The 15,247-nt window shown below is 60.4% G+C and carries 17 protein-coding genes and 2 pseudogenes; 9 read left to right on the plus strand and 10 right to left on the minus strand.

Annotated elements, in window-relative coordinates:
* The first annotated feature begins 14 nt into the window (after nt 1-14).
* The gene (locus PARACOCCUSGL_RS0107670) at nt 15-758 is read left to right on the plus strand and encodes an SDR family oxidoreductase (RefSeq protein ID WP_010394897.1); all 744 of its coding nucleotides are present in this window, start codon (nt 15-17) and stop codon (nt 756-758) included.
* On the opposite strand, the gene PARACOCCUSGL_RS0107675 is transcribed toward PARACOCCUSGL_RS0107670, so the two are convergent.
* Genes PARACOCCUSGL_RS0107675 through PARACOCCUSGL_RS0107690 form a run of 4 tightly spaced genes read right to left on the minus strand, consistent with a single transcriptional unit; the run spans nt 755 to nt 4,215 of the window.
* A complete protein-coding gene (locus PARACOCCUSGL_RS0107675; RefSeq protein ID WP_029371769.1) occupies nt 755-1,588 on the minus strand; it encodes a metal ABC transporter permease in 834 nt (277 codons plus the stop codon). The genes PARACOCCUSGL_RS0107670 and PARACOCCUSGL_RS0107675 overlap by 4 nt on opposite strands.
* Nucleotides 1,585-2,454: a metal ABC transporter permease gene (locus PARACOCCUSGL_RS0107680; RefSeq protein ID WP_010394903.1), complete on the minus strand. Its 870-nt coding sequence runs from the start codon at nt 2,452-2,454 to the stop codon at nt 1,585-1,587. The genes PARACOCCUSGL_RS0107675 and PARACOCCUSGL_RS0107680 overlap by 4 nt, the downstream gene beginning before the upstream one ends.
* Complete coding sequence (locus PARACOCCUSGL_RS0107685; RefSeq protein ID WP_010394905.1) at nt 2,451-3,317, minus strand: manganese/iron ABC transporter ATP-binding protein; 867 nt, start codon at nt 3,315-3,317, stop codon at nt 2,451-2,453. The genes PARACOCCUSGL_RS0107680 and PARACOCCUSGL_RS0107685 overlap by 4 nt, the downstream gene beginning before the upstream one ends.
* Nucleotides 3,310-4,215 (minus strand): metal ABC transporter substrate-binding protein, encoded by a 906-nt coding sequence (locus tag PARACOCCUSGL_RS0107690; RefSeq protein WP_010394907.1) that lies wholly within the window; start codon nt 4,213-4,215, stop codon nt 3,310-3,312. The genes PARACOCCUSGL_RS0107685 and PARACOCCUSGL_RS0107690 overlap by 8 nt, the downstream gene beginning before the upstream one ends.
* Nucleotides 4,216-4,309: 94 nt before the next feature.
* Between PARACOCCUSGL_RS0107690 and PARACOCCUSGL_RS0107695 the strand changes: the two genes are divergently transcribed.
* Together PARACOCCUSGL_RS0107695 and PARACOCCUSGL_RS0107700 are read left to right on the plus strand one after the other, a co-directional pair.
* Entirely contained in the window at nt 4,310-4,732 is a 423-nt protein-coding gene (locus PARACOCCUSGL_RS0107695; protein WP_010394910.1) for a Fur family transcriptional regulator, read from the plus strand.
* Nucleotides 4,729-5,088, plus strand: a complete 360-nt coding sequence (locus PARACOCCUSGL_RS0107700) for a YigZ family protein (protein WP_010394913.1) — start codon at nt 4,729-4,731, stop codon at nt 5,086-5,088. The genes PARACOCCUSGL_RS0107695 and PARACOCCUSGL_RS0107700 overlap by 4 nt, the downstream gene beginning before the upstream one ends.
* On the opposite strand, the gene PARACOCCUSGL_RS0107705 is transcribed toward PARACOCCUSGL_RS0107700, so the two are convergent.
* The 3 genes from PARACOCCUSGL_RS0107705 to pth are packed head-to-tail and all read right to left on the minus strand — an operon-like array spanning nt 5,085 to nt 7,219.
* Nucleotides 5,085-5,471, minus strand: a complete 387-nt coding sequence (locus PARACOCCUSGL_RS0107705) for a DUF2237 family protein (protein WP_010394915.1) — start codon at nt 5,469-5,471, stop codon at nt 5,085-5,087. The two genes, PARACOCCUSGL_RS0107700 and PARACOCCUSGL_RS0107705, sit on opposite strands and share 4 nt — an antisense overlap.
* 2 nt (nt 5,472-5,473) lie before the next feature.
* Nucleotides 5,474-6,514, minus strand: a complete 1,041-nt coding sequence (locus PARACOCCUSGL_RS20400) for a DUF2332 domain-containing protein (RefSeq protein ID WP_010394916.1) — start codon at nt 6,512-6,514, stop codon at nt 5,474-5,476.
* On the minus strand, nt 6,515-7,219 hold the full coding sequence (gene pth, locus PARACOCCUSGL_RS0107720; RefSeq protein WP_010394919.1) for an aminoacyl-tRNA hydrolase: 705 nt from the start codon (nt 7,217-7,219) through the stop codon (nt 6,515-6,517).
* Between the two features lie 197 nt (nt 7,220-7,416).
* On the opposite strand from pth, the gene PARACOCCUSGL_RS0107725 reads away from it, so the two are divergent.
* The 3 genes and pseudogenes from PARACOCCUSGL_RS0107725 (at nt 7,417) to PARACOCCUSGL_RS20405 (ending at nt 10,795) form a co-directional block, all read left to right on the plus strand.
* Nucleotides 7,417-8,046 (plus strand): ATP-dependent Clp protease proteolytic subunit, encoded by a 630-nt coding sequence (locus PARACOCCUSGL_RS0107725; RefSeq protein ID WP_010394921.1) that lies wholly within the window; start codon nt 7,417-7,419, stop codon nt 8,044-8,046.
* Between the two features lie 161 nt (nt 8,047-8,207).
* Nucleotides 8,208-9,473, plus strand: coding sequence for an ATP-dependent Clp protease ATP-binding subunit ClpX (gene clpX, locus PARACOCCUSGL_RS0107730; protein ID WP_010394923.1), 1,266 nt, complete (start codon nt 8,208-8,210; stop codon nt 9,471-9,473).
* A 223-nt stretch (nt 9,474-9,696) separates the two neighbouring features.
* Nucleotides 9,697-10,795, plus strand: a pseudogene (locus PARACOCCUSGL_RS20405) (IS630 family transposase).
* Between the two features lie 10 nt (nt 10,796-10,805).
* Here the strand turns inward: PARACOCCUSGL_RS20405 and PARACOCCUSGL_RS21430 are convergent.
* Nucleotides 10,806-11,569, minus strand: a pseudogene (locus tag PARACOCCUSGL_RS21430) (IS5 family transposase).
* A 339-nt stretch (nt 11,570-11,908) separates the two neighbouring features.
* Here PARACOCCUSGL_RS21430 and PARACOCCUSGL_RS0107750 point away from each other — a divergent pair.
* From PARACOCCUSGL_RS0107750 to PARACOCCUSGL_RS20410, 3 genes are read left to right on the plus strand one after another with little or no spacing between them, the layout of a single operon-like run.
* On the plus strand, nt 11,909-12,283 hold the full coding sequence (locus PARACOCCUSGL_RS0107750; RefSeq protein ID WP_010394935.1) for an NADH:ubiquinone oxidoreductase subunit NDUFA12: 375 nt from the start codon (nt 11,909-11,911) through the stop codon (nt 12,281-12,283).
* A gap of 4 nt (nt 12,284-12,287) precedes the next feature.
* A complete protein-coding gene (gene mlaD / locus PARACOCCUSGL_RS0107755) occupies nt 12,288-12,752 on the plus strand; it encodes an outer membrane lipid asymmetry maintenance protein MlaD (protein WP_010394937.1) in 465 nt (154 codons plus the stop codon).
* Nucleotides 12,749-13,246 carry a DUF2155 domain-containing protein gene (locus tag PARACOCCUSGL_RS20410; protein ID WP_010394939.1) on the plus strand — a complete coding sequence of 166 codons (498 nt, stop codon included), beginning with the start codon at nt 12,749-12,751 and terminating at the stop codon, nt 13,244-13,246. The genes mlaD and PARACOCCUSGL_RS20410 overlap by 4 nt, the downstream gene beginning before the upstream one ends.
* Here the strand turns inward: PARACOCCUSGL_RS20410 and aat are convergent.
* Both aat and accC read right to left on the minus strand, forming a co-directional pair.
* Nucleotides 13,210-13,848 carry a leucyl/phenylalanyl-tRNA--protein transferase gene (aat, locus tag PARACOCCUSGL_RS0107765; RefSeq protein ID WP_029371772.1) on the minus strand — a complete coding sequence of 213 codons (639 nt, stop codon included), beginning with the start codon at nt 13,846-13,848 and terminating at the stop codon, nt 13,210-13,212. The genes PARACOCCUSGL_RS20410 and aat overlap by 37 nt on opposite strands.
* Nucleotides 13,849-13,891: 43 nt before the next feature.
* Nucleotides 13,892-15,241 carry an acetyl-CoA carboxylase biotin carboxylase subunit gene (gene accC / locus PARACOCCUSGL_RS0107770; RefSeq protein ID WP_010394942.1) on the minus strand — a complete coding sequence of 450 codons (1,350 nt, stop codon included), beginning with the start codon at nt 15,239-15,241 and terminating at the stop codon, nt 13,892-13,894.
* Nucleotides 15,242-15,247: the final 6 nt, after the last annotated feature.

Here is a 15,247-nt window from a genome sequence, read left to right on the forward strand (position 1 = left end):
AGGGAGGAAGGGTCATGAGGCTTGCAGGCAAGACAGCATTGGTGACGGGCGCAGGCTCGGGTTTTGGCAAGGGTATTGCCGAGACATTTGCCCGAGAAGGGGCGCGGGTCGCGGTTCTGGACGTCAACGCGCAGACGGCAAGCGCGGTCGCCTCGGCCATCAGCGGGCTTGCGCTTACCTGCGACGTCAGCCGGGGCGATCAGGTAAAGGCAGCGGTGGACAAGACCCTGGATGAGTTCGGCAGCCTTGATATCGTGGTGAACAATGCGGGCTGGACGACGCCGAACGGCGCGTTGCTGGACACGGACGAGGCGGCTTTCCGCAAGATTTATGACATCAATGTGCTGTCGATTTTTCATATGACCCATGCGGTGTTGCCGCATTGGCGCAAGCGCGGGCAGGGCGTGATGATCAATGTCAGTTCCACCGCTGGCATCCGGCCGCGTCCGGGTCTGACCTGGTACAATTCGTCAAAAGGGGCGGTGAACACGCTGACCCGCAGCATGGCGGTGGAACTGGCGCCCGAAGGTATCCGCGCGAACGCCATTGCCCCGGTGATGGGCGAGACGGGGATGCTTGAGCTTTTCATGGGCTGCGAAGACACGCCCGAGAACCGGGCGCGCTTTCTGTCGACCATTCCGCTTGGTCGGCTGTCGCAGCCGCGCGATATCGCGAATGCCGCGCTTTACCTCTCTTCGGATGAGGCCGATTTCATCACCGGCGTCATCCTTGAGGTCGATGGCGGGCGGACGGTCTAACCGGCCGCCTGCGCCCGGCGTGTGGCAAGGTTGCGCCACGCAAAGGCCAGCACGAAAAGCACCGTCAGCACCAGAACGATGGTCGGGGCCGGGGCGCTGTTCAGCCAGAAGCTGATCCAGACCCCGGCGACCGCCCCGAATGCGGCGACCCCAACCGAGGTGATCAGCATGGCGGCGAGCCGTCGCGTGACCAGAAAGGCAATCGCCCCGGGGGCGATCAACAGCGCCACGGCCAGAATGATCCCGACCGAGCTGAGCATCGCAACCACCGTGGCCGAAATCATGGCAAGCAGCCCATAGTTCAGCAGGTTAAGCGCCAGTCCTGAAACCCGCGCCTGCACCGGGTCAAAAGCCAGCAGCGCAAGGTCGCGCCATTTCAGGATCAGCCCCAGCCCGACCATGGCCGAGATGATCCCGGCCAGCCTCAGATCCTCGGGACCAACGCCCAGCATGTTGCCAAACAGGATGTGATCCAGATGCAGATCGGTCTGGATCGCGGTGTAAAGCACCACCCCCAGCCCGAACATGCCCGACATGACGACGCCCAGTACCGTGTCGGCTTTGACCCGGCTGTTGCCCTGCAACCAGCCCGACAGCATGGCGCAGCCAAGCCCGGCAACGAATGCGCCAAGGATCAGCGGCAGGCCCGCGATATAGGCCAGCACTACACCCGGCAGCACCGCATGACTGACCGCATCGCCCATCAGCGACCAGCCTTTGAGCACCAGAAAACAGGATAAAAGACCGGCGGGCAGGGCGATCATCAACCCGATCAGCGCCGCATCGCGCATGAAGGGAAAGGTAAAGGGCAAAGTCAGCCAATCCATCATGCGCCCTCCGGCGTCGGCTCAAGCGCCTCTCGCGCACGGCGGCGGGCGGCGAAATAGCCGTGCTTCGGCGGAAACAGGAAGGCGATCAGAAAGATGAGGGTTTGCAGACAGACGATCACCCCTCCGGTCGCGCCATCCAGAAAGAACGACACATAGGCACCAATGGCCGAAGTCAGAGAGCCGATTGCCACCGAGGTCAGGATCAGTCTGGGAAAACGGTCGGTCAGCAGATAGGCGGTAGCCCCGGGCGTCACGACCAGCGCGACGACCAGAAACGCTCCGACCGTCTGCATGGCCGCAACCGTGCAGGCCGACAGAAGGGTAAAAAACAACACCTTCAACGCCTGTGGGTTCAGCCCAATGGTCCGGGCATGGCTTTCGTCGAAAAAGACCACCATCAGATCCCGCCATTTCGCCGCGAGAATGATCAGAGAGATGCCGCCGATCAGCGCCAGCTGCAGCGTATCTTCGGGCGTGATCGCAAGGATATTGCCCATGGTGATGGTTTGTACGCTGACGGACATCGGGTTCAGCGACACCATGAACAGGCCCAGCCCAAAGAAGCTGGTAAAGATCAGTCCGATGATTGCATCCTCGCGCAAGCCGCTGCGCTTATTCAGAAATAACATGGTCAGCGCGGCAAGCCCTCCGGACAGAAAAGCCCCCAGTGCAAAAGGCAGGCCCAGCATATAGGCCCCCGCAACACCCGGCACGATCGAATGGCTCAGCGCGTCGCCGATCAGCGACCAGCCCTTGAGCATCAGATAGGCCGAAAGAAAGGCGCAAACCCCACCGACCAGAGCCGACACCCAGATCGCATCGGTCATATAGCTGTATTCAAAGGGCACCAGTAATGTGCGGATCATTTCGGCGCGGCCTCCTCGCGGGTGCTGCGCTGCTTGTCGTCGTAAAAGACCAGCGGCCGCTCATCATCGGACAGAACCGTCAGGCCGCGCGGGTCGTCGTCGTCATGCAGATGCCGTGCCCCCAGAACAAAGTGCCGCAGCACACCGCCAAAGGTCAGGCGCAGGTTCTCGGGGGTGAAAACCTCGTCCGTTGGACCATGGGCCAGAACGGTGTTTTTCACCAGCACCACACGGTCGCAATATTCGGGGACCGAGCCCAGGTCATGGGTCGAAACCAGCATGACCCGGCCCTCATCCCGCATCTGTTGCAACAGCTCGATGATCGCGGATTCGGTTTTTACATCCACGCCGGTAAAGGGTTCATCAAGCAGGATAACCCGCGCGCCCTGTGCCAGCGCCCGGGCCAGAAATACACGCTTTTTCTGCCCACCCGACAGCTCTCCGATCTGGCGATGGCGGAAATCCTGCATGTTCACGCGCGACAGCGCCTCATCGACGGCGCGGCGGTCCTCGGGGCGCGCGCGACGCAGAAACCCCATATGGCCGTAGCGGCCCATCATCACCACATCCTCGACCAGAACCGGAAAGGTCCAGTCAACCTCTTCCGCTTGCGGAACATAGGCGATCAGGTTCTGGCGCAGCGCCTGCGGCACGGCCATGCCAAGGACTCGCACCTTGCCGGCCGCCGCTGGAACAAACCCCATCAATGCCTTGAAGAGGGTGGATTTTCCCGCGCCATTCACGCCAACCAACGCGGTGACCGAGGCTTGCGGGACGGTAAAGTTTGCATCACGCAAAGCGGTAAACCCGTTGCGATAGGTCACAGTCAGGCCGGCGACCTCGATGCCGGGGGTGTCACTCATCCGAAAGCCCCTTGAGAATGGTCTCTGACGTAACCTGCAGCAAGTCCAGATAGGTCGGGACCGGTCCGTCGGGGTCAGAGAGGCTGTCGACGTAAAGGACGCCGCCATAGCGCGCCCCGGTTTCAGAGGCGATCTGCCGCGCCGGACGATCCGAGACGGTGCTTTCCGAGAATACCACCGGAATATCATGCTCGCGAATGGCATCCACGACCCGGCGCACCTGTTGGGGTGTGCCCTGCGCGTCGGCGTTGATCGGCCACAGGAACAGTTCGTTAAGGTGGAAATCGCGGGCGAGATATGAGAACGCCCCCTCAGATGTGACCAGCCAGCGCTTTTCAGCAGGCAAAGCACGGACGGCGTCGCGCAGCGGGCCAATGGTGCGGGCGATCTCAGCCTTATAGTTTTCGGCATTGGCGCGGTAGGTCGCCTCGCCCCCGGGATCGGCCTTGGACAGTGCAGCGGCGATATTATCGATATAGGTCAGTGCAGTATCCAGGGCCATCCAGGCATGCGGGTTGGGCTTGCCGTCATAATGCCCGCCCGAAATCGGCATCGGCTCGATCCCCTCGGTCACGGTAGCCGAGGGCAGGTCGCCAAGGTTTCTCAGGAACTGTTCAAACCACAACTCAAGGTTCATGCCATTGCGCAGGATCAGCCCGGCGTCACGTACGCCGATCAGATCGCTGGGCGTCGGTTCATAATTGTGGATCTCGGCCCCTGGCTTGGTGATTGACACCACCTTGGCCCGGTCACCAGCCACATTGCGCGCCATATCGGCAATGATGGTGAAAGTGGTCGCCACCTTGAGCTTGCCGTTCTGCGCCCAGGCTGCGTGCGGGATGATGGCCGGGGCCGCCAGCCCCGCCAGACTCGTTGTCAGAAAGCTTCTGCGATTCATGATGATCTCAATCCTGTGCTGATGCCCTTATCTGCGAACGATTCTCAACTGTCAAGCCAGTTGCAATTTATTCGCATCTGCGCCAGAAAGCGGCATGGAGATCGAGAGCCGCGCCCAAGCCTTTGAGGACGCGCTGCGCCGGGTCGGCGTGCGCATTACCCGCCAGCGGGCCGCACTGTTGCGGGTGTTGGCTGATGCCGAGGATCACCCTGACGCGACCCAACTGCATCAGCGCGCCATGGCTGCGGGGGCAGGGGTGTCGCTTGCGACGGTCTATCGCACGCTTGCGGCACTCGAGACCCAGGGGGTGATCCAGAAGCTTGAATTCGAGGGTGAGCCCGCCCGGTTCGAGCCTGCCGACGGCAATCACCACGACCACATGATTGATGTCGAAACCGGCGAGGTCATGGAGTTCGTCAACGAGCGTATCGAACGCCTGCAGGCCGAGATCGCCGCCGAGATGGGCTATGAGATCGTCCGGCACCGGCTGGAGCTTTACGTCCGGCGCCGCAGATGACGTTAAGGGTGTTTGACAAGATCATCTCGGACCGCGGATCCCGCTACGCGGTATCGGGTGGTCCGGCGCGCAGCCGTGATGAGGCCGGGGAACTGCTTGCCGAGCTGCGCCGCAACAAGCGTTTTGCCAAGGCCACCCACAACACCTGGGCGGCGATTTTGTCGGGCGAGGCGGTACGGGACGATGACGGTGAGGCAGGGGCCAGCCAGATCATCCTGCAAATGCTGGAACGCGCCGATCTGACCGACCATGTGGTGATTGTGACGCGCTGGTATGGTGGCAAGCATCTCGGCGGCGACCGCTTCCGCCATGTGGTCGCGGCAGTGCGGCACTACCTGGCCGGGATCGGGCGCTAGGTCCCGGGCCTGTCCCCGGGGTTCCAGGCGTGAGCCTGCAGTAGCGCCAGCGGCACAATCTCCAGCGTGCGAGAGTGGGTTGCCTCAAGCACCACTTTGGGTGCGGCAAACTCTTCGGCCGCCTGCAAAAAGCGTGCGGCACACAGGCACCAGCGGTCACCGGGCTTTAGTCCGGGAAATCGGAACTCGGGTCGCGGGGTGCTAAGGTCATTGCCAAGGTATTTTGAAAGGGCAAGGAATTCGGCAGTGACGATGACGCAGACCGTATGGCGGCCAACATCCTCGGGACCTGTATTGCAACAGCCATCGCGGAAAAAGCCGGTCAATGGCGCGGTCGAGCAGGACTCGAGCGGTGTGCCCAGAACGTTAATCGGCGCGTCCATTGTCATATCTCCTCAGGCTGCCAGTCGATCCAGCGGGCATGGAAATCGGCCCGCCCAAGGCTCCATCTGCGCATCTCACCGCCTGTCCACAACCGCAGGGTCAGGGCTGCGCCTTCGCCTCCGTCAGATTCCATCGACAGATGCGCCAATGGGCGATCGGCGCTGGTATCGGCGCCAGCAATATCAAGCGCTGCCTCAACCTGATCGCGGGTCGAGGTTGGGAAATACTGCGCCGCCACGGTATGATACACAAGCCGTCCATGGGGGCAGGGTTCAGCCAACTGCCTGGAAAGCCAGTGACCGGCATCGTCGCGGTCAACGCGCACGGGATGCCGCTTGGCCACGGCCAGGGCTGCCCGCATGCGCTGAAGCCGTTCGTGCTGGTCGGCCCAGATATAGGCAAGCAGCCGCAACCCGTCGCGAGTGGGATCAAGCGGATGCAGATCCACGCCACGCGCCGATCCGATCAGCAGCTTTGCGCGCAAAGGCTGTTTGCCGCGCCACTCAGGTGAGAGGCAGACAGTATCGGAATATTCATAAAGAAAATTATTATTTTTTATTTCAATATTATAAAATGGAAAGTTCAGGTTGATTCCAGCACTGGCGCCAAGTTCCAGCAGATCAAAGCGGCAATCCGGCAGCAGCGCGGCCAGAAACCAGCTACCCGCGATCAATACCGCCGAGCGGGCAACCTCATTTGTTTGCGGCGCATGCTCGATCCATTCTAGAATATGCTGTTCATGACGTTGAATTGCCTTTGATATCTCTTTACGCAAGACGCTTGCGTCAGAACGTTTATAGGCACCGGCCAGACCTTGGGTCTGTCCGGTCAGCACAAGCGCATGCAGCGCCCCGCACAGCCGCAGCGGCACGGAATCAGCACGATAGCTGGGATCCCCCGGCCAATTCCGTATCCGTTCCGCTAACGCGCCATGATCATGCGCAAGAATTTCGGCCAGTGCTTCGCAAACCTGCGCGGTCAGGGGGGAGCCGAGAGAACGGCAAGCCCGCGCCTGTTCAGCAAAAGCGTCACGCCACGCCATTCAACGAAACCGTTCAGTAAGCGCGCGCAGCCGATCTGCCAGGCTGGGTGGGTCATTGGCAGGTGGATCATCTGCAGCCTTTCGCGCAGACTTTTCCGGTTCAGGACCCCGCACGGGCTTGCTGCCACTGTTCCGGGGTGGTGCGACCCTTGCCGCAACTGCGTTCATGAACCGCGCGTCATCGCCCTTGGCCAGTGCATCTGCCCCGTCTGAAATGCCGCGCAACAGATCCTCAAGCCCCGCCTCTTCGGCCTTGGCGAAATCCGACAGGACATAGCCCGCGACGCGGTCCTTGTGGCCGGGGTGACCGATTCCGATGCGCAGCCGGCGATAAGCCTCGCCGATATGCTGGTGAAGCGATCGCAGCCCGTTATGTCCGGCGTGGCCTCCGCCGGTCTTTAGCCGTACCTTGCCGGGTGCGAGATCCAGCTCATCATGCAGCACGATGACGTCTTCGGGGGCGATTTTCAGATAGCGCATTGCCTCTCCGACCGACTGGCCGGACAGATTCATAAATGTCGCGGGTTTGAGCAGGGTGATACGCAATCCTCCCAGCCGGCCTTCAGAGATCTGGCCCTGAAAACGGTCGCGCCAGGGCGAAAAACCGTGATCTGCGGCGATGCGATCGACCGCCATGAAGCCCACATTGTGTCGGTTCGCGGCATATTTCGTGCCCGGATTGCCCAGGCCAACGATCAGTTTCATGCGTTTCTCCGTCGCTCGGACGCCAGATTACCGGCGCTGGCGGAGGGGAGCAAATTTTATCGCTCTCTTGTCCTTTCGGGCTGTCGTTACTAAGACTCTGTCAACCTTTTGCGACTAGCAACGACCGGACGGCGGGACGGTCCCGCGACGAGTCGCAAGATGGGCAGGCCAGGCAGGGACACAAGGCAAGGAAAGACATGCAAGATACGGCAGAATTCTACATGAACACGCTCGTCCCGATGGTCGTAGAGCAGACCAGCCGCGGCGAACGTGCCTATGACATCTTCTCGCGCCTGCTGAAGGAAAGGATCATCTTTCTCTCGGGCCAGGTGCATGACGGCATGGCGACGCTGATCTCAGCGCAGCTGCTGTTTCTTGAGGCGGAAAACCCGACCAAGGACATCAGCATGTATATCAACAGCCCCGGAGGTGTGGTGACTGCGGGCCTGTCGATTTATGATACAATGCAATATATCAAGCCGCGCGTTTCGACCCTGGTGGTCGGGCAGGCGGCCTCGATGGGGTCGCTGCTGCTCTGCGCGGGCCAGCCGGGGATGCGCTTCTCGCTGCCCAACAGCCGCGTCATGGTCCACCAGCCTTCGGGAGGATTCCAGGGACAGGCGACTGATATCCTGATCCATGCGCGTGAAACCGAAAAACTCAAGCGCCGCCTGAACGAGATCTATGTTAAACACACGGGCCGCGAGCTGAGCGAAGTCGAAGAGGCGTTGGAGCGTGACCGCTTCATGTCGCCCGAGGAAGCAAAGGAATGGGGTCTCATTGATGAGATCCTGGAACCGCGCGGCAAGGCCGACCCCAGCAAGTGATCCCGGCCGCGAGAAGCTGTCGGACGAGCGTTTTGGGGATTGTGACGGGCTTGGGTGGCTCGTAACATGATGGGCAACGCATGGCGTGGCCTGGCCACGTGCAAAACAGGCGGTCGTCCGGTGCTTTTGCCGGGCCTCCGGTGCAATACGAGGATCAACTGATGGCCAATCCGACCGGTGGCGACAGCAAGAATACGCTCTACTGCAGCTTCTGCGGCAAGAGCCAGCATGAGGTGCGTAAGCTGATTGCCGGTCCGACCGTATTCATCTGTGATGAATGCGTCGAACTTTGCATGGACATCATCCGCGAAGAAACCAAGAGCTCGGCGTTGAAATCCGGGGACGGCGTGCCGACCCCGCGCGAGATCTGTAATGTTCTGGATGATTATGTGATTGGCCAGGAACATGCCAAGCGCGTGCTCTCGGTCGCGGTGCACAACCATTACAAGCGGCTGAACCACAGCTCAAAGAATGATATTGAGCTGGCAAAGTCGAATATCCTGCTGATTGGCCCCACGGGCTGTGGCAAGACGCTGCTTGCGCAAACCCTGGCCCGCATTCTGGACGTGCCATTCACCATGGCTGATGCGACCACGTTGACCGAGGCAGGCTATGTTGGCGAGGATGTGGAAAACATCATTCTGAAGCTTCTGCAGGCCAGCGAATACAACGTCGAGCGGGCGCAGCGCGGCATCGTCTACATTGACGAGGTCGACAAGATCACCCGCAAATCTGACAACCCCTCGATCACCCGCGATGTTTCGGGTGAGGGGGTGCAGCAGGCGCTGCTGAAAATCATGGAAGGTACCGTCGCCAGCGTGCCTCCACAAGGCGGTCGCAAGCATCCGCAGCAAGAGTTCCTGCAGGTGGATACGACAAACATCCTGTTCATCTGCGGCGGTGCTTTTGCCGGGCTTGACCGGATCATCGCACAGCGTAACAAAGGCACTGCGATGGGCTTTGGCGCCTCTGTCAAGGAAAACGACGATAAGGGTGTGGGCGAGCTTTTCAAGCAGCTCGAGCCCGAGGACCTGCTGAAATTCGGCCTGATCCCGGAATTTGTCGGTCGCCTTCCGGTCATCGCTACCCTGGGCGATCTGGACGAACAGGCGCTGATCACCATCCTGACCCAGCCCAAGAACGCGCTGGTCAAGCAGTATCAGCGGCTCTTTGAGCTTGAGGGCGTGAAGCTGACCTTCACCGAGGATGCCCTTGTCGCCATCGCCCGCCGCGCCATCAAGCGCAAGACGGGGGCACGCGGCCTGCGTTCGATCATGGAAGATATCCTGCTTGATACCATGTTCGATCTGCCGGGCATGGACAGCGTGGAAGAGGTCGTGGTCAATGAAGAGGCGGTGGAAAACTCGGCAGCCAAACCTTTGCTGATCCATACCGATTCCAAGAAGGAAACGGCGACCGCCGGTTAAATTGTACTCCCGGTGCGGTGTAATCTGTGCCGTGCCGGGAGGTACCTGTTTGGTGTCATTTGATCCGCAGCTGAATGTACTTTCAGTACGCGGCTTTCTCGGTCGGCACATACCCCCCCGGCTCTGCAGCCGGGGCAAGCAGCAAGCCCGACAAGGTAAGCAACTCCTAGTCATCTGGAACTGTAGTTCATATCATTGACCCCTCCGATTTCGGAGGGATGATATGGTTGGCCGAGTGGCGGGCGAGGTGGTTCTGAGTGCCGATGAACGCGACTTTCTCGAGGCGCAGGTCCGGCGTCACCAGGCCACGCGGTCGCTGTCGGCCCGGTGCCGGATGGTTCTGCTCTGCGCGGAAGGGCTGCAAAGCAAGGAGATCGGCGCGCGGCCCGGAGTGCATGAGCATACCGTCGGCAAGTGGCGCAGACGGTTCGTCAGGGACCGGATCGAGGGATTGACCGACGAATATCGTCCCGGCCGGCCCCGCACAGTATCGGACGACCAGGTGGCCGAGGTCATCGAACGGACGCTGAACACCACGCCGAAGGACGCCACCCATTGGTCGATCCGCTCGATGGCCGCGGTGACGGGCCTGTCGCACACCACGATCCGCCGGATCTGGGCCGCCTTCGGCCTGCAGCCACATTGCAGTGAGACCTTCAAGCTTTCCACCGATCCGCTGTTCGTCGACAAGGTGCAGGATATCGTCGGCCTTTACATGGCCCCGCCGAACCGGGCCATCGTGCTGTGCGTGGACGAAAAATCCCAGATTCAGGCGCTGGATCGGGAACAGCCGGTGTTGCCGATGGCGCCGGGTGTCGCCGAGCGGAGAACCCATAGCTATCTATATCCGCCACGGCACGACCTCGCTGCTTGCAGCACTCGATATCGCCACAGGGGCGGTGATCGGCAAATGCTACAAGCGGCACCGGGCGACCGAGTTCCGAGACTTCCTGAAGCGGATCGATGCAACCTTGCCGCAAGGACGGGATGTGCAGCTGGTGATGGACAACTACGCCACCCACAAGACATCCAAAATCAAGGCCTGGCTCGCCCGGCGCCCGCATTGGCATGTGCATTTCACACCCACCTCGGCGAGTTGGATCAACCAGGTGGAGCGCTGGTTCGCGGAACTGACGCGCAAGCAACTGCAACGGGGTGTCCACCGCTCCACCGCAGACCTGGAGGCCGATATCGCCGCCTTCATAGACGCGCACAACGAAAACCCCAAGCCCTATCGATGGGTCAAATCTGCCGACGAAATCCTCGCATCCGTCAAACGCTTCTCCCAGAAAACACAGCAAAATCTATGTGCCGAACTCTAGATTCAGGTGACTAGGACGCGGACTCATTAGCTGAGTTAATCCATATCCTCGTCGCGGCAAGCTGGAGGGCGGCGAGATAGTCGTCGGCACGTCGGTCGTATCGCGTCGCAAGGCCCCGCATCTGCGTGATACGGTTGAAGAACTGTTCCACGAGATTGCGCTGATGGTCGACTCTGGGGTTGAAGTTGAATGTCTGCTTTCGATTGGCTTTTGCAGGAATGTTCGCCCTGCATTTGCGTTGCCTGGCGAAGTTACGAATTGCGTCGGTATCATATGCCTTGTCGGCCAGGATCGTTGTGCCGGGCTGCAGATCGCTGAGCAACTGGCGCATCCGCAGCCTGACCAGCTGTGAGTTCCAGGCGAACCGGTCGGCCATCTGCATCAACGAGAGCATGAATTTTCGTCGTCAGGCCACCGTGAGAACGCCCCATGCAAGGATCGGCAGAGCCCCCTTTTTAGCATTGGCACCATGTTGGTGAACGCGAATGTAAGAGCTGTCGATCATGACGATATCTCTATCGTAACGCTTTGAAACCGCGTCCAGAAGGCGATCCCAGACACCCGCTTTACGCCCCAGCGGGAGAACCGATTGTAAAGCGTCGTGCGTGGACCATAACGCTCCGGCACATCTCGCCAGGACGAACCGGTCCTGAAACGCCACAGATTGCCGTTGATCTCCCGGCGGTTGTCGACACGTTCAATTCCACGGCTATTGGCCGGCAAGAGAGGTGCGATGATAGCCCATTCTTCGTCGCTCAATTCGTGACGGCGCATGGCAACCTCCTTTCAAGGAGATTGAATCACGCACCGCCAATAAGATGAACCTTGTTTATGGGAACACTGCCCAGTGGATGACGGGATTTTCAGACCATTGTTCTATTTCATCCCCGCTGATGGCGCGGCTAGCGATGAAATGGCAGTTTTCGTAGGCACGTTCCAGATCTGGCGCAGGTCCTGGCGAATATCCACCAGCATGGACGGTGCAAGCAGCGATTACGTACAAATTACTGCATTGATTTGCTTCGAGATCGACTGGAACGGGCAAGCATCTCTGGACCTTCACCGCATCTTGCGCCATATCTCTGACAGATCGATTTGATGAGGTCCAAACCCATGTCGCTTCTCCTGCGCTTTCTGACCTGGTGGAACAGCCAGACCATCAACACTCAGGTCTGGACCAAGCTTTACGGCGAGAAGGTCGGCAAGGACGATCAGGGCAACATCTACTACCAGTCCCGCGACGGTAAGCGTCGCTGGGTCATCTATAACGGTGAATCCGAGGCAAGCCGGATTTCCCCTGAATGGCATGGCTGGCTGCACCACACCTACAAGCAGCCTCCGACACAAGAGCCTCTGGCCCATAAATCATGGGAAAAACCGCATCTGCCGAACCAGACCGGTACAGTTGAGGCTTATCATCCGGCGGGTTCGCTGTACCGTGCTGAGCCGGCCGCGCGCCGCGACTACGACGCTTGGCAGCCTGAGTAAACCGATGGTGAGCGCCGCTGAACGGGCCGAGCTTTGGGTTGGCGCGGCCGTTCTGGCCGTAGCGGCCGGCTTTCTTATCTGGTCCACATCGGGCGGCCGAACGTCAGGGCTTGGCGGTGGGTATGAACTGCGCGCGGCCTTTCCGAATGTCAGCGGCATTGAGGTCGGTACCGATGTTCGGGTTGCTGGCGTGCGGGTCGGACGGGTTGCCGGGATTGAGCTCGACCCCCAGACTTACCTTGCTGAGGCGCGGTTGAGACTGCCAGAAAGCATTCGTCTGCCTAGTGACAGTGCGGCACTGATACAGTCGGACGGGCTGCTTGGCGGTGCCTATATCGAATTGCAGCCGGGCGGCGCACCGGATGATCTGCCTCCGGGGGCCGAGATCGAGGATGTGCAGGGCGCTGTCAGCCTGATCTCGCTGATGATGAAATTTGTCGATGCGCAAACTGCGGATGACGAACAATGAATGACCTTCTGACCCGTGCCTGTCTTTGCCTTCTGTTCATCGCTGGCCCTGTCTTTGCTCAGGAGGATGAGGGGCAGGGTGAGGATGAGCAGTTGATGATCGACCCGGCCTTCAGCGATGATCCTGCTGCTGTCGTCCCGGCCGAGCCCTCGGCGGCTGAGCGTCAGCGCGCTGCCGATCAGGCGCGTGGGCCTGAAACTGCGGCGGGTACAGGTGCACTGCTGCGTGGCCTCGACAAGATCACTGGCCGGACCGAAGACTTTGATCTATCAGTTGGCCAGGTTGCCGAATTCGGCAGGCTTGAGGTCAGGCTGTCTGAATGCCGATATCCCGCCGCCGACCCGACTTCGGACGCTTATGCGGAACTGACCGTCACCGACAAGCGCGCGAATGCTCAGGTATTTGTAGGCTGGATGGTAGCCTCATCCCCTGCGCTGTCTGCGCTTGACGATTCGCGCTATGATGTCTGGGTGATTTCTTGCAACAGGTCGTAACACCCAGGCAGGGGCTGCGAGATCATATCTGCCTGAACTTGCAGAGCTGTGGCGAGGCGCCGTCTATATTCAAGTCTGGAGATAGTCTGCCCCCCCATCGAGGCCAGATGCGGGTTAGGGTACTGGGTATCCCACAGAACAAAGCCGCAGCGCGCCAGATGCACGGACATCCAGATCAGCGCAGCTTTTGAGGCATTCTCGCGCCGCGAGAACATACTTTCTGCAAAAAACGCGCCGCCCAACGTCAGCCCATACAGCCCGCCGATCAAGGTATCGCCGGTATAGATTTCCAGAGAATGGGCGTGGCCCATGCGGAACAGATCCAGATAAAGCGCGCGGAGAGGGGCGTTGATCCAAGTTTCGGGCCGGTCGGCGCAACCGTCAACCACGCCGGCGAAGTCGTTGTTCAAAGTTGCATGCCAGTCGCAGCGACGCAAGAAACGCCGCATTGAGCGCGAGACATGCACCCCGCCAACAGGCAGGATGCCGCGTTGGGCTGGATCAAACCAGTAAAGCCGGGGGTCCGAGGCGGAATCCGCCATCGGAAATACCCCTTGCGCATAGGCGGCGAGCATTGTTCTGGCCGTCAGCTGCCCGGTCATATCGGGTTGCGCCTTCGTGCCCACCGCCGCATCGCCTGACCTCTCAGGTCCCGGACATCTCGCTTAGCCAGCGCTCGAGCCAGTGGATCGAGTAATTGCCGCTTTGGATATCGGGATTTTCAAGCAATGCGCGGAATAACGGTAACGTGGTATCGACCCCGTCCACGATCAATTCGCCAAGTGCGCGGTCAAGACGGGCCAAAGCCTCGTTCCGGTCGCGACCATGGACGATCAGCTTGCCGATCAGGCTGTCGTAATAGGGCGGGATGCGATAGCCGTCATAGATCGCGCTATCCATACGTACGCCCAGACCGCCGGGGGCATGATATTGAGAGATTGTACCGGGCGAGGGGGTAAAGTTCGGCAGCTTTTCAGCGTTGATCCGCACTTCGATGGCATGGCCGCGGATCTGCAGATCCTCCTGGCGGAACTCCATCTCTTCGCCGGCAGCGACCAGGATCTGCTGGCGCACCAGATCGACGCCAAAGATCGCCTCGGTCACCGGATGTTCGACCTGCAGGCGGGTGTTCATCTCGATGAAATAGAACTCGCCGTCCTCGAACAGGAACTCGATGGTGCCAGCGCCGCGATAGCCAAGCTTGGCCATGGCATTGGCACAGATCTCGCCGATGCGCGCGCGCTGCTCAGCCGTGATGACCGGGCCCGGTGCCTCTTCAAACACCTTTTGGTGGCGGCGCTGCAACGAACAGTCACGTTCACCCAGATGCACCGCGCGGCCACGTCCGTCGCCAAAGACCTGGATTTCAATATGGCGCGGGCGCTGCAGGTATTTCTCGATATAGACTTCGTCGTTGCCGAAGGCGGCCTTGGCTTCGGCTCGGGCGGTGCGGAAAGCGTTTTCCAGCCCGGCCTCGTCCAGGGCGACCTTCATTCCACGACCGCCGCCGCCAGCGGTGGCCTTGATGATCACCGGATAGCCGATCTCGGCCGCGATCTTGTGCGCTGAATCGACATCCGGCACGCCGCCGTCCGAACCCGGGACTACGGGGATACCCAGGGATTTTGCGGTTTCCTTGGCGGTGATCTTGTCGCCCATGATGCGGATATGTTCCGCCGAAGGGCCGATGAAGGTGATGCCGTGATCTTCGACCATCTGCACAAAGCCGGCATTCTCGGACAGAAAGCCATAGCCGGGGTGAATGGCCTGGGCGCCAGTGATCTCACATGCCGAAATTACGGCTGGCATCGACAGATAGCTGTCGGTCGAAGGCGGCGGGCCGATACAGACCGATTCGTCGGCCATGCGCACATGCATCGCATCGGCGTCGGCGGTGGAGTGGACCGCGACCGAGGCAATGCCCATCTCGCGGCAGGCGCGGATCACGCGTAGCGCGATCTCACCACGGTTGGCGATCAGGATCTTGTCGAACATGCCCTG

The sequence above is a fragment of the Paracoccus sp. TRP genome (assembly GCF_000185925.1).
Taxonomy (GTDB): Bacteria; Pseudomonadota; Alphaproteobacteria; order Rhodobacterales; family Rhodobacteraceae; genus Paracoccus; species Paracoccus kondratievae.